Below are 15,153 nucleotides of genomic sequence, written 5' to 3'. Positions count from 1 at the left end.
CGTGATGATCCCGACCGGTACCTGGCCCGTGCGCGAGGTCGACGAGCTGTCGTGGCCCGCCGTCTTCGAGAGGCAGGCCGGTCGGACGCCCGACGCCGTCGCCGTGGTCTGCGAGTCCGATTCGCTGACCTACGGCGAGCTGAACGCCGCCGCGAACCGCCTGGCACGTGCCCTGGCGGTTCGCGGCGTGGGCGCGGAGGACGTGGTGGGCGTCGCCCTGCCGCGGTCGGTCGACCTCGTCGTGGCGCTGCTCGCGGTGCTCAAGGCGGGCGCGGCCTACCTCCCGCTGGACCTCGACCACCCGCGCGAGCGGGTGGCGTTCATGCTGGCCGACGCCGGGGCGCGGGTCGTGCTGTCGGTGTCGGACACGGCTGGCGAGTTGCCCTCCGGGCACGACGTCGTGCTGCTGGACCGGGAGTCCTCCGACGGGTCTCCCGAGAACCTCGACGTGCCGATCGGCCTGCACCAGGCCGCGTACGTCATCTACACCTCCGGCTCGACGGGCAGGCCCAAGGGCGTCGTCGTGTCGCACGAGGGCATCGGCAGCCTGATCGCCACGGCCACCGACCGGATCGGCGTCACGGCGGAGAGCCGGGTCGTGCAGTTCGCGTCGGTCGGCTTCGACGTGGCGGTGTGGGACCTGACGATGGCGCTGGGCGTCGGCGGCCGGGTGATCGTGGTGCCGACCGAGCGCCGGGTCGCGGGCGAGGCGCTGACCGAGTACATCGCGCACCACGGCGGCACGCACATGATCCTGCCGCCGTCGCTGGTCGCGGCACTGCCGCCGGACTGCGAACTGCCCGAGGGCGCGGTGCTGGTCGTGGGCACCGAGACCGTGCCGAGCGAGCTGATCGCCCGCTGGGCCAAGAGGCTGACCGTGGTCGCGGCCTACGGCCTGACCGAGGCGACGGTGAACTCCACGCTGTGGCGCGCCGAGGCCGACTGGGTCGGCCCCGTGCCGATCGGCGTCCCCGACCCGAACACCCGCTGCTACGTCCTGGACCCCGACCTGCGGCCGGTGGACGTCGGCGTCGAGGGCGAGCTGTACGTGGGCGGTCGCGGCCTGGCCCGCGGCTACCTCGGCCGCCCCGGCCTGAGCGCGGAGCGCTTCGTCGCCGATCCCTTCGGCGAACCCGGATCGCGCATGTACCGCACGGGCGACCGGGCGAGGTGGCGGGCTTCCGTCGGCGGAGCCGACAATCGGACGCGGGAACTCGTCCTCGATTTCCTGGGCCGCGCGGACGGCCAGGTCAAGATCCGCGGGTACCGGATCGAGCCCGGCGAGGTCGAGAGCGTCCTGATGTCCCACCCGGACGTCTCGCAGGCCGCCGTCGTGGTGCGCGAGGACCACCGCCGGGTCAAGAGGCTCGTGGGGTACGTGGTCGGCGGGGACCCCGCCACCGCCCGCGCGCACGTCGCCGACACGCTGCCCGAGTACATGGTGCCGTCCGTGGTGATCGTGCACGACGGGCCGCTCCCGTTGACGCCCAACGGGAAGCTCGACCGGGCGAAGCTGCCCGAGCCCGACTGGACCGCGCTGGCCGGCCACGCCCAGCCGCGCACCCCGACCGAGCGCACGCTCGTCGAGCTGGTCGCCGACGTGCTGGGCCTGCCGACCGTCGGCGTCCACGACAACTTCTTCGAGCTGGGCGGCGACAGCATCGTCGCCATCGGCCTGGTCAGCCGCGCCCGCGCCGCCGGGCTGGCCATCACACCGCGCGAGGTGTTCCGCCTGCGCACGCCCGCCGCGCTCGCCGCCGTGGCCCGGCGGGAGGCCGCGCGGACGCACGACGCCGGCACCGGCGAGGTGGCCGCGACCCCGATCATCCGCTGGCTGGCCGAACTCGGCGGCGAGGTCGACGCGTTCTACCAGTCGATGCTGTTCCAGGTCCCGGCCGACCTGGACGGCCCCGGCCTGGACACCGTGCTGCGGAAGGTGATCGACCACCACGACCTGCTCCGGTCGAGGATCACCCCCGACTGGACGCTCGACGTCTCGGCGCCCGGCAGCGTGCGCGCGGCCGACGTGGTCGAGCGCGTGGACACCGGGCTCGACGTGGACGCCTGGACCGCCCGCGCCGCCGGACAGCTCGCGCCGCACGACGGCGGGATGCTGCGGGCCGTGTGGTTCGCGCCCGAGCGGCGGCTGCTCCTGGTGCTGCACCACGTGATCGTGGACGGCGTCTCGTGGCGCGTCCTGTCCACCGACCTCGCCCGCGCCTGGTCCGGCGGCGACCTCGCGCCCGTGGGCACGTCGTTCCAGCGCTGGGCCGCCGCGCTGCCCGGGGTCTCGCGGCGCGCGGAGCTCCCGGTGTGGCGGCGGATGCTGTCCGGCGTCGACACGCCGTTCACCCGCCGTCCGCTCGACCCCGCCGTGGACCTGGTGTCCACCGCGCGGCGGCTGACCGTGACGCTGCCCGCCGGGCAGACCGCGCCGCTGCTGACCACCGTCCCGGCCGCCGTGCACGGGTCCGTCAACGACGTGCTGCTCACCGCGCTGGCCCTGGCCGCCGCGAAGTGGCGCGGTGGCGGCGAACTCGTGCTGGACCTGGAGGGCCACGGCCGCGAGGAGATCGTGCCCGGCGTGGACCTGGCCCGGACCCTCGGCTGGTTCACCAGCATCTTCCCCGTCCGGCTCGACCCCGGCACGGGTGACCTGGACGAGGCCCTGAAGCGGGTCAAGGAGCAGCTCCGCGAGATCCCGGACAACGGCATCGGCTTCGGCCTGCTGCGCTACCTCGACCCCGGCTCCGGGCTGGCCGACGCGCCCGTTCCGCAGTTGCTGTTCAACTACCTGGGCCGGTTCACCGCGACCGGCGGCACCGACTGGGGCACCGCGCCGGAGGCGCCGCCGCTGGGCGAGGACCGCGACCCGCGGATGCCGTTCGGGCACGCGCTGGAGATCGACGCCGTCGTGCGCGACGACGAGGCCGGGCCCCGGCTCAGCGCCACCTTCACCTGGCCCGGCGGCGTGCTGGCCGAGGACGAGGTGTCCCGGTTCGCCGTGTGCTGGCTGGAAGCGCTCGACGCGCTGGCCCGGCACGAGGGCGTCGGCGGGCACACGCCGTCGGACTTCCCGCTGGTGTCGCTGAACCAGGCCGAGGTGGACGAGCTGTCCGCTCCCGGCCTGGTCGACGTGCTGCCGCTGTCGCCGTTGCAGGAGGGGTTCTTCTTCCACTCGGTGTTCGACGAGTCCGCCGTGGACGGTTACGTCGTCGGCCAGCACCTCGAACTCGCGGGACCGGTCGACCCCGCCGCCCTCCGCCGGGCCGCGCAGGGGCTGCTGGACCGCCACGCGCCGCTGCGGGCCGGGTTCCGCCAGTTCCCCGACGGCCGGGTCGTGCAGGTGGTCGCCGACGTCGAGCTGCCGTGGCGCGAGCTGGACGTCTCGACGCTGGGCGCCGACGAGCAGGTCGCCCGCGTGGCCGAGCTGGTCGCGGGGGAACGCGCCCAGCGCTTCGACCTCGCGCGCCCGCCGATGCTGCGCGCCACGCTGGTGCGCGGTGGCCCCGAGCGGCACTGGCTGCTGCTCACGGTCCACCACATCGTCGCCGACGGCTGGTCGCAGCCGATCCTGTTCCAGGAACTCCTCGCGCTGTACGCGCCGGGCGAGGACCTGCCGCGGCTGCCCGAGGTCGCGCCGTACCGCGACTACCTCGGCTGGCTGGCCGAACGGGACCGCGACGCGGCCCGCGAGGCGTGGGGCGCGGTGCTGCGCGGGATCGACGAGCCGACCCGGTTGGCGCCGGAGGCCGTGTCCGCCGCACGGCAGGAGTTCGTCCGCGTCGAGGTGCCCGCCGACGTCACGAGCGGTGTCGTGGCACGGGGACGCGAGCACGGGCTGACGCTCGGCACGATCGTGCAGGGCGCGTGGGGCCTGGTGCTGGGCCGGTTCACCGGCCGCGACGACGTGGTGTTCGGCAGCACGGTGTCCGGTCGCGAGGCCGCCGTCGCGGGCATCGAGTCCATGGTCGGCCTGTTCATCAACACGCTGCCGGTGCGCGTGCGCTGGCGGGCCGACGAGTCCGTGGCCGCCGTGTTCGCCCGGCTCCAGGACGAGCAGGCCGGACTCCTGGACCACCAGCACCTCGGGCTGTCCGACGTGCAGCGCGCGGCGGGCGCCGGCGACCTGTTCGACACCCTGGTCGTGGTGGAGAACTACCAGCTCGACCGCACGCCCACCGCGCCCGGCGGCACGCTGTCCGTGGTGGGCACCGGGACGTCGGAGACCGGCCACTACCCGGTCGAGCTGACGATCACGCCCGGCCGCACGATCGGGCTGGTCTTCGAGCACGACGCCACCCGGCTCGGCACGGAGCTGGTGCACCAGCTCGGGGAGCACCTGGTCGGCGTCCTGGAAGCCCTGGCCACCGATCCCGCGCAGCGCGTCGGCGACATCGGCGGCGCGCGGGCCCGACGGGCGCTGGAGTCGTTGGCCGGTGAGACCCGTGACGTCCCGGCGACGACGCTGTCCGCCGCGTTCGAGGCCCTGGCCGCCCGCACACCGGACGCGGTCGCCGTCGTGGACGACGGCGTTTCCCTGACCTACCGGGAGGTCGACCGGCGGGCCGACGCCGTGGCCCGGACGCTCGACGTCGGGCCCGAGGACGTCGTGGCCGTGGCCGTCCCCCGGTCGGCCGACCTGGTCGTGGCGCTGCTCGGCGTCCTGAAGGCCGGTGCCGCCTACCTGCCGATCGACCTCGACCACCCGGCCGACCGGATCTCGTTCCTGCTGGAGGACTCCGGCGCGCGGACCGTGCTCACCACGGCCGACGCGGTGCTGCCCGCGGTCGGCGGCGCGCGGCGGGTTCACCTGGGCGCCGAGCCCGCGGACCGCGAGCCTCGTCCGGCGGGGCCGGACCACCCCGCGTACCTGATGTACACCTCCGGCTCGACCGGGTGGCCGAAGGGCGTGCTCATCACGCACCGCGCGGTCGTCGGGCAGCTGGCCTGGCTGCGCGACCGGTTCTCCCTCGACGTCGGCGAACGCGTGTTGCACCAGTACTCCGCGAGCTTCGACCCGTCGGTGCAGGAGGTCTTCGGGCCGCTGCTCAGCGGTGGCACCGTGGTGGTCGCGAAGCCCGGCGGTCAGCGCGACCCCGGCTACCTGGCCGAGCTGGTCCGCCGCGAACGCGTGACGACGGTCGACCTCGTGCCGTCGATGTACGCGGCCCTGCTGCGCTCCGAACCGCCGTCCGGGTGGGCGGCGAGCCTGCGCCGGGCGTTCAGCGGTGGCGAGGCGCTGACCGGTGACCTCGCGGGCCGCTGGCTCGCGGCGACCGGCGTGCCGATCGTCAACGTCTACGGGCCCACCGAGGCCGTGGTGCAGGTGACGTCGTGGGAGTACGACGGGTCGACCGACACCGCCGTGCCGATCGGGCGGCCGGTGTGGAACACCCGCCTCTACGTCCTGGACCCGACGCTGCGGCCCGTTCCGGCCGGGGTGCCCGGTGAGCTGTACCTGGCGGGTTCCCAGCTCGCCCGCGGCTACCACGGCCGTCCCGACCTGACCGCGGACCGGTTCGTCGCCGACCCCTTCGGTGAGCCCGGCTCGCGCATGTACCGCACCGGCGACCTGGTGAGGTGGGCCGAACCGGGTGTGGTGACCTACCTCGGTCGCACGGACCACCAGGTGAAGATCCGCGGCAACCGCGTCGAACTCGGCGAGGTCGAGGCCGCCGTTCGTCGCCAGAGCGGTGTCGTGGACGTCTTCGTCGTCGCCCGCGAGGACGAGCGCGGCGGCAAGCGGCTCGTCGCGTACGTGGTCGGAACCGTCGGGGGCGAACAGCTCCGGACCGCGTTGATCGCGGCGCTGCCGGAGCCGGTGGTGCCGAGCGCGATCGTCGTGCTCGACGCGTTGCCGCTCACGGTGGGCGGCAAGGTCGACGTGACGGCGCTGCCGGAGCCCGTGGTCGAGCGCGCCGCGCTGACCGGCCCGCGCGACGACCGCGAGCGGAAGCTCACCGACGTCTTCGCGGCCGTGCTGGGCCTGTCGGAGGTCGGCGCGGACGAGGACTTCTTCGCGCTGGGCGGCGACAGCATCCTGTCCATCTCGGTGTCGAGCCGGGCCCGCAAGGACGGGCTGAGGATCAGCCCGCGCGAGGTGTTCGAGCACCGCACGCCCGCCGCGCTGGCGGCGCTCGTGCCCGCCGAAGCCGCGCCCGCCGTGGTGTCCGACGGTGTCGGCGACGTGCCGCAGCTGCCGATCGTGCACCAGTTGCGCACCGACGGCGGGTCCATCGGCCGCTTCAACCTGTCCATGATCGTGCGGACGCCGGTCGACGCGGACGTGGACCGCCTCACCGCCGCGTTGCAGACCGTGGTCGACCACCACGACGCCCTGCGGCTCAAGCTGACCCGCATCGCCGGGGTGCTGTGGTCGCTGGAGACCCAGCCCGTGGGCTCGGTGCGCGCCGCGGACCTGCTGCGGCGGGTGGAGACCCAGGACTACGAGACCGAGTCCGACGCGGCCGTCGGCAGGCTGGACCCGGACGCGGGCGTGGTGCTCCAGGCCGTGTGGTTCGACGGCGGCCCCCTGGAGCCGGGCAGGCTGTTCCTGGCCGCGCACCACCTCGCCGTCGACGGCGTCTCGTGGCGGATCCTGTTCGAGGACCTGGAAGCTGCGTGGAACGGCGTGCCCCTGGAACCCGTGCGGACGTCGTTGCGCCGCTACGCCAAGGCCGTCACCGAGCAGGCGCAGAGCCCGGAGCGGCTCGGCGAGCTGACCCACTGGGTCGAGACGCTCAAGCCCGGCGCGGACCTCGTGCCCGGTGCTCCGCGGACCGGCACGGTCGGCTCCGCGCACCGCCGCGAGGTCAGGCTGTCGACCGCCGACACGACCCCGCTGCTGGGCGCGGAGATCACCGAGACCCTGCTGGCGGCACTGGCCCGCGCGGCGGGCGGTGACCTGCTGGTCGACGTGGAGCGCCACGGCCGCGAGGAGATCGCGCCCGACGTGGACCTGACCCGCACGGTCGGCTGGTTCACCAGCGTCCAACCCGTCCGGCTGCCCGCGGACGGCGACCTGCGGACCATCAAGGAACGCCTGCGCGCCGCGCCTGACAACGGTCTCGGCTACGGCATGCTGCGCTACCTCAACGCCCAGGTCGCCCCGCTGCTGGCGACCTCGGCCCAGGCGCAGGTGCTGTTCAACTACTTCGGCCGGTTCAGCGCCGGTCAGGCCGCCGACTGGCGGCCGTCCGGCGAGACCGTGTCCACGCGCTACGACGACGACCTGGCCCTGCCGTACCAGGTTCAGCTCGACGTCGTGTGCGAGGAGACGCCGCGCGGTCCCGAACTGGTCGCGACCTGGCTCTGTCCGTCCGCTGTGGACGACGGCCTGGTGGACCGGTGGGTGGTCGCGCTGCGCGAGCTGGCGGGCACGTCCGCCGGGCTCACGCCGTCCGACCTGACCACGATCACGTTGACCCAGGCCGAGATCGACCGGATCGCCGAGGTCAGCCCGGTGCCGGTGGAGGACGTCTGGCCCCTGGCCCCGTTGCAGGAGGGCATCTACTTCCACGCCAGCTACGACACGAGCGAGCTGGACGTCTACACCGCGCAGGACACGTTCGACCTCGACCACCGGCTCGACGTCGACCGGCTGCGGACGGCGTGCGCCGCGCTGCTGGCCAGGCACCCGAGCCTGCGGGCCGGTCTGACCAGCGACGGCCTGCCCGGCCCGGTGCAGTTCGTCGGCCGCGCGCCCGTGGTGCCGATCGAGGTGCTCGACTTCACCGGACTGTCCGATGTGGACAGGCGGATGGAGGAGCTCAAGGCCGAGGACCGCAGGCGGCGGTTCGACCTCGCGCACCCGCCGCTGTGCAGGCTCAAGGTCATCCGGCTCGGGCCGGACCGCGACCGGCTCATGCTCAGCCACCACCTCGTGCTGTGGGACGGCTGGTCGCAGGGCCTGTTCCTGGAGGAGCTGCTCGGCCTCTACGAGACCGGCGGCGACGCCACGAGCCTGGCCGAGCCCGGCACCTACCGCGACTACCTGTCCTGGCTGGGGGAGCAGGACGTCACCGAGGCCAGGGCCGCGTGGCGCCGGGCGCTGTCCGGGCTGGCCGAGCCGACGCTGGTCGGCCCGGCGAACCGCGGCGCCGGGCCCGCGATCCCCGACCGGTGCCACGTCGAGCTGTCCGACGAGGTCGGCGATCGGCTGCGGGCCGAGGCACGAAGGCACGGCGTCACGCTGAACACCGTGCTCAACGCGGCGTGGGCGCTGGCGCTGTCGGCGGAGGTCGGCAGGCAGGACGTCGTGTTCGGCACCACGGCCGCCGGACGGCCCGCCGAGGTCCGCAACGTCGAGAACGCCATCGGCATGTTCCTCAACACCGTGCCGGTGCGGGTCGCGCTCGACCCGCGCGAGTCCGTGCTGGAGCTGCTGCGGCGCATCCAGTCCGAGCGCGCGGCGCTCATGAGCCACGAGTACCTCGGGCTCGGCGACGTGCAGCGCGAGAGCGGGCACACCACCCTGTTCGACACGCTGTACGTGCTCCAGAACTTCGCCGACGAGGACGGGTTCGGACAGCTCAAGGCACGCCACGGCATCACGGCCGTGGGCAGCGTCGACTCGACGCACTACCCGATGACGCTGGTCGTCACGCCGGGGCGCCGGGTGCGGATCGCGCTCGACCACCGACCCGACCTGATCGACGCCGACCGCGCGTCGACCGCGCTGACCCGCTTCACCACGGCCCTGGAACGGCTGCTGGCCGACGTGTCGGCCCCGGTCGGCACGCTGGACCTGCTGACCGACGACGAGAACGCGCTGCTGGCCGCCGAGTGGGGCGCGAGCGCGAACCCGGTGCCGGACGAGACGATCGCGGACCTGCTGGCGGCCCAGGTCGCCCGCACCCCGGACGCGGTCGCGCTGGTGTTCGGCGAGCAGCGGCTGACCTACGCCGAGCTGGACGGGCGGATCAACCAGCTCGCCCACCTGCTGCTCGCGCGCGGCGCGGGCCCGGAGCGCGTGGTGGCGCTGGCGCTGCCGCGGTCGACCGAGATGGTCGTGGCGCTGTTCGCGGTGCTGCGCACCGGCGCCGCCTACCTGCCGCTCGACCTGGACCACCCGCTGGACCGGCTCCAGCTGATGATCGACGACACCGACCCGGTGGTCCTGCTGTCCACGGGGGCGGCGCTGACCGCGCCGACCGTGCGGCTGGACGACCCCGCCGTGACGGAGGAGTACCCGACGACGCGGCCGGGGGTCTCGTTCAGCCTGGAGCACCCGGCGTACGTGATCTACACGTCCGGCTCGACGGGCAAGCCGAAGGGCGTCGTCACGCCGTACCGCGGCCTGACGAACATGCACCTCAACCACCAGGGCGCGATCTTCGCCCCGGCCATCGAGGCGGCGGGCGGGCGGCGGCTGCGGATCGCGCACACCGTGTCGTTCGCGTTCGACATGTCGTGGGAGGAACTGCTGTGGCTGGTGGAGGGCCACGAGGTGCACGTGTGCGACGAGGAGCTGCGGCGGGACGCCGAAGCGCTGGTCGCCTACTGCGACGAGCACCGGATCGACGTCGTCAACGTGACGCCGACCTACGCGCACCTGCTGATCGAGGAGGGCCTGCTCGACGGGCACGTGCCCGCGCTGGTGCTGCTCGGCGGCGAGGCCGTGTCCGACGCCGTGTGGAACCGGCTGCGCGACACCCCCGGCACCTACGGCTACAACCTGTACGGGCCGACCGAGTACACGATCAACACCCTGGGAGCGTCCACGGAGGACAGCGCGACGCCCACGGTCGGCCGGGCCATCTGGAACACCCGCGCCTACGTGCTGGACGCGAACCTGCGACCGGCCGCGCCGGGCACCCCCGGTGAGCTGTACATCGCGGGCATCGGGCTGGCGCGGGGTTACCACGAGCGGTTCGGCCTGACCGCCGAGCGGTTCGTCGCCGACCCGTTCGGCGAGCCCGGCACCCGGATGTACCGCACGGGCGACCTGGTCCGGTCGCGTCCCGACGGCATCATCGACTTCCTCGGCCGCACCGACGACCAGGTCAAGATCCGCGGCTACCGCGTGGAGCTGGGCGAGATCTCGTCGGCGCTGGGCGAGCACGAGGACGTGGCGCAGGCGGCCGTCGTGGTGGACGGGAAGAAGCGGCTCATCGGGTACGTCGTCGGCACCGCCGACCCGGCCGCGCTGCGGGCCGCCCTCAAGGCGAGGCTGCCGGAGTACATGGTGCCGACCGCGATCGTGGCCGTGGAGTCGTTCCCGCTGACCGTCAACGGCAAGCTGGACGTGCGGGCGCTGCCCGCGCCGGAGATCACCTCCGCCGCGAGCGGTCGTGACCCGGAGACGCACCAGGAACGCGTGCTGTGCGCGCTGTTCGCGGACGTCCTCGGCGTGCCGGGGGTCGGGGTGGACGACAACTTCTTCGAGCTGGGCGGGCATTCTCTGCTCGCGACCCGGCTGATCAGCCGGGCCAGGACGGCGCTGGAGACCGAACTCGCGATCCGCGACCTGTTCGAGGCCCCGACCGTCGCGGAACTCGCGGTGCGGGCGGGCGGGTCACGAGCCGCGGCCCGACCCGCCGTCGTGCCGCTCGACCGGCCGGACGAGCTGCCGCTGTCGTTCGCGCAGCGGCGGCTGTGGCTGGTGCAGCAGCTGGAGGGTTCATCCTCCGCGTACAACTTCCCGCTGGTGCTGCGGCTCAGGGGCGCGCTGGACATCGCCGCGCTGCGAGCCGCGCTGGGTGATGTGATGGCCCGCCACGAAGCGCTGCGGACCGTGTTCGGCGAGCGGGACGGCGTGCCGTTCCAGCGCGTCGTGCCGGTCGCCGAGCCGGTGGTCGAGGTGGTGGACGTCCTCGACGTCGAGGAGTTCGTGGCGTCCACCGTGGACCGCCCGTTCGACCTGTCGACCGAACTGCCGGTGCGCACCACCGTCGGCAGGCTGTCGGCTCGGGAGAACGTCGTCGTCCTGCTGCTGCACCACATCACCACCGACGAGTGGTCCGACCGGCCGTTCCTGGCCGACCTCGCCGCCGCCTACGCGGCCAGGTCGCAGGGGCGCGACCCGGAACTGCCGCCGCTGGCCGTGCAGTACGGCGACTACGCGCTGTGGCAGCGGAAGCTGCTCGGCGAGGGCGACCTGGCCACCGAGCAGCTCGACCACTGGGCCACCGCGCTGGACGGCGTGCCCGAGGAGCTGGAGCTGCCGACCGACCGACCCCGCCCGGCGCGGCCGTCGTTCCGCGGCGCGGAGCTGGAGGTCGACCTCGGCCCGCTCGCCGACGACCTGCGCGGACTCGCCCAGCGGACCGGCGCGTCGATGTTCATGGTCCTGCACGCCGCCGTGGCCACGATGCTGCACCGGCTCGGCGCGGGCGTGGACATCCCGCTCGGCGCGCCCATCGCGGGCCGCACCGACGAGGCGCTGGACGACCTGGTCGGGTTCTTCGTCAACACCCTGGTGCTGCGCACGGACCTGTCCGGCGACCCGAGCTTCACCGAGCTGGTGGCACGGGTGCGCGAGACCGACCTGGCCGCGTTCTCGCACCAGGACGTGCCGTTCGAGGCCGTCGTGGAGCGGGTCAACCCCACCAGGTCGACCGCCCGGAACCCGCTGTTCCAGGTGATGGTCGGCTACCACAACCGGTCCGGCGACTGGCTGGAGCTGCCCGGCCTCGACGTCGACTGGGAGCCGGTCACCACCCGCTCGGCCAAGTTCGACCTGGTGTTCAGCTTCACCGAGCACGTCGACACCGGCGCGGTGGTGCTGGCGCTGGAGTACGCGACGGACCTGTTCGACCCGGCGACCGCCGCCCGCTTCGGCGAACGGCTGACCGCGGTGGTCGAGGCCGTCACCACCGCGCCGGACGCCCCGGTCAGCGCGATCGAGGTGCTGTCGGCCGACGAGCGCGCGCTGGTCGTGGACGGCTTCAACGCCACCGTCCGGGACGTGCCCGAGGAGACGTTCCCCGCCCTGTTCGCCCGACGGGTGGCCGAGTTCGCGGATTCCGTCGCCGTGGTCGACCGGTCGCGGTCGATCAGCTACGCGCGGATCGACGCGCTGTCCAACCGGATCGCCCGGCTGCTCGCGGCTCGCGGGGTCGGTGCGGAGAGCGTGGTCGGCATCGCGGTGCCGAAGTCGATCGAGATGGTCGCCACGATCCTCGGCGTGCTCAAGCTCGGCGCGGCCTACCTGCCGCTCGACCTGTCCCACCCGGCCGACCGGATCGCGTTCATGCTCACCGACTCCGCCGCCGCGCTGCTGGTCGGCACGGCGGACGAGGCCGCGCGGGTGCCGTCCGTCGACGGCCTGCCGAGGGTGCTGCTGGACGACCCTGGGACCGCGGCGGAACTGGCGGGGCTGGACGAGTCCACCGTGGACACCGGGCCGGTGGCGCTGGACTCCGCGATGTACGTGATCTACACGTCCGGGTCGACCGGCAAGCCCAAGGGCGTCGTCGTGCCGCACGAGGGCATCGCGAGCCTCGCGGCGACGGCGATCGACCGGATGGACCTCAGGACCGACAGCCGGGTGCTCCAGTTCGCCTCCGTCGGGTTCGACGTGGCGGTGTTCGAGCTGACCATGGCGCTCACCGTCGGCGGCAGGCTCGTGCTCGCGCCCGACGAGGTGAGGGTCGCGGGCCCGGCGCTCACGGACTTCCTGCGGGAACGGCGGATCACCCACATGATCCTGCCGCCGTCGCTGGTCGCCGCGCTGCCGGAGGACTGCGAACTGCCCGCCGGGTCCACGATCCTGGTCGGCACCGAGACCGTGCCGCCGGACGTGATCGGCCGCTGGGCGGGCAGGCTCAACCTGCTCGCCGCCTACGGCCTGACCGAGGCGACGGTGAACTCCACGCTGTGGCGCGCCAGGTCCGGCTGGTCCGGAGCGGTGCCGATCGGCGTCCCCGACCCGAACACCACGGTCTACGTGCTGGACGACGCGCTGCGGCCCGTTCCGCCCGGTGTGGTGGGGGAGCTGTACGTCAGCGGTCGCGGCCTCGCCCGCGGCTACCTGAACCGCGCCGCCCTGACGGCGGAGCGGTTCGTGGCCTCGCCGTTCGGCGAGCCGGGCGAACGCATGTACCGCACGGGCGACCGGGCGCGGTGGCGCGCCGACGGTTCGCTGGACTTCCTCGGCCGGGTGGACGACCAGGTCAAGATCCGCGGGTTCCGGATCGAGCTGGGCGAGATCGAGGCCGCTCTCACCCGGCACCCGGCGATCACCCAGGCCGCGGTGCTGGCCGACCGCGAGGGCGACATCACCCGGCTCGTCGGCTACGTCGTCGGCGAGGCGGACCCGGTGGAACTGCGGGCCTTCGTGGCGGAACGGCTGCCCGAGTACATGGTCCCGGCGACCGTGCTCACCCTGGACGGCCCGCTGCCGCTCACCCCGAACGGCAAGCTGAACCGCAAGGCGCTGCCCAGGCCCGACTGGTCGGCGCTCACCGGCGACGACCGCCCGGCGACGCCGAACGAGCGGGTGGTCGCGGAGCTGTTCGCGGACGTCCTGGAACTGCCGTCGGTCGGCGTGCACGACGACTTCTTCGCCCTGGGCGGGCATTCCATGTCGTCCATGCGGCTCGTCGGCCAGGTGCGCGCCGCGCTCGGCGTCGAACTGTCCATCCGGGACGTCTTCGACTCGCCGACGGTGGCGGGGCTGGCCGCGCGGCTCGACGGCGCGTCGGACGCCCGCCCGCCGCTGGTGCCCTCGGCCCGACCCGAGGTGCTGCCGCTGGCTCCGCCGCAGCGCTGGCAGTGGGAACGCGGGCGCGCCAACGACCACGCGCTCTCGCTGCGCTCGCCCGACGGCTTCGACGCCGAGGTGCTGGCGCGGGCGTGGGCGGACGTCGTGGAGCGGCACGAGCCGCTGCGCACCGCCTACTCGGCCACCGAGCAGCGCCCCGGCGCCGTGCCCGCGCTGGAGCGGGTGACCGGCGACCTGGACACCCGGCTCGCGGAACTGGCGCGCGACGGCGCGTTCCCGCTCCGGGCCACCCTGGTCACGGACGAGGGGGGCGCGCAGGCGTTCCTGCTCACCGCGCACTACCTCGTGCTGGACGAGTGGTCGGTCGTGCCGCTGCTCCGCGACCTGACCACGGCCTACACCGCCCGGCTCGCCGGGCGCGCGCCGGGATGGGCGCCGCTGCCCGTCACCTACGCCGACTACACGACGTGGGCGGGGGCCTGGCTCGACACCGCCGCGGCGCAGCAGCTCGACCACTGGCGCACGGTCCTGCGCGGCGCGCCGGAGACGCTGGCGCTGCCGTTCGACCGGCCTCGTCCGGCGTCGCCGACCGGTGGCGCGGGCATCGTCGAGTTCGAGCTGGACCCGGTGCTGCACGACGGGATCGACCGGCTGGCCCGCGAGACCGGGACGAGCCTGTTCATGGTCGTGCAGGCCGCGCTGGCCGTGCTGCTCACCCGGCACGGCGCCGGGGAGGACCTGCCGATCGGCACGCTGGTCGCGGGGCGGGGCGACGAGGCGCTGGCCGACCTGGTCGGCTGCTTCTTCAACACCGTCCTGCTGCGCACCGACACCGCGGGCGACCCGAGCTTCACGGAGCTGCTGGCCAGGGTCCGCGAGACCGACCTCGGCGCGTTCGACCGCCAGGACGTGCCGTTCGCGGACGTCCTGGCCGCCGGAGCACCCCGGCCGAGCGTGATGCTGATCCACCACGAGCGCGCCCGCGCCGACGTGCTCGACGGCGGGATCGGCACGTTCGACGCCGTCCCGATCACGACCACGGACGTCGACCTGGTGCTCAGCCTGTACGAGCCGCGGGGCGACGGACCCGTGCCCTGCGAACTGATCTACGCCACCGACCTGTTCGACCGCGCGACGGTCGAGGGGCTGGCGGCCGAACTCGTCGAGGTGCTGGCCGCCGCCTGCGCCGACCCGTCCGTTCACGTCAGGAGGATCGAGTCATGAGCAACCCGTTCGAGGACACCGAGGGCCGCTTCTTCGTGCTGGTCAACGACGAGGAGCAGCACTCGCTGTGGCCGTCGTTCGTCGACGTGCCCGCGGGCTGGCGCCGGGTGTTCGGCGAGGACACCCGCGAGGCGTGCCTGGCCTACGTCGAGTCCACCTGGACCGACCTGAGGCCCAAGAGCCTGCGGGACGCGATGAACGCCTGACACCCGTTCGAGCGGGATCGTGTCCCTCGAACGGGCAAGAACCGGCTCACCGGG

2 protein-coding genes are annotated in these 15,153 nt (G+C 73.9%); both read left to right on the top strand.

Going from position 1 to position 15,153, the window contains the following annotated elements; translation table 11 throughout:
- Positions 1-4 precede the first annotated feature (4 nt).
- Positions 5-14,893: an amino acid adenylation domain-containing protein gene (locus VFZ92_RS25810; protein ID WP_330878616.1), complete on the top strand. Its 14,889-nt coding sequence runs from the start codon at positions 5-7 to the stop codon at positions 14,891-14,893.
- Positions 14,890-15,099: an MbtH family protein gene (locus VFZ92_RS25805; protein WP_330878615.1), complete on the top strand. Its 210-nt coding sequence runs from the start codon at positions 14,890-14,892 to the stop codon at positions 15,097-15,099. Before VFZ92_RS25810 ends, VFZ92_RS25805 begins: the two co-directional genes overlap by 4 nt.
- Positions 15,100-15,153 lie beyond the last annotated feature (54 nt).

The organism is Umezawaea sp., from assembly GCF_036375055.1.
Taxonomy (GTDB): Bacteria; Actinomycetota; Actinomycetes; order Mycobacteriales; family Pseudonocardiaceae; genus Umezawaea.
The sequence above is the reverse complement of the archived record's forward strand: the minus strand, read 5'-3'. Positions and strand labels throughout refer to the sequence as shown.

What these genes read in the sequence shown, in the direction of transcription:
- VFZ92_RS25810 (WP_330878616.1), top strand. Translation starts at nt 5, where the DNA reads ATGATCCCGACCGGTACCTGGCCCGTGCGCGAGGTCGACGAGCTGTCG.
- VFZ92_RS25805 (WP_330878615.1), top strand. Translation starts at nt 14,890, where the DNA reads ATGAGCAACCCGTTCGAGGACACCGAGGGCCGCTTCTTCGTGCTGGTC.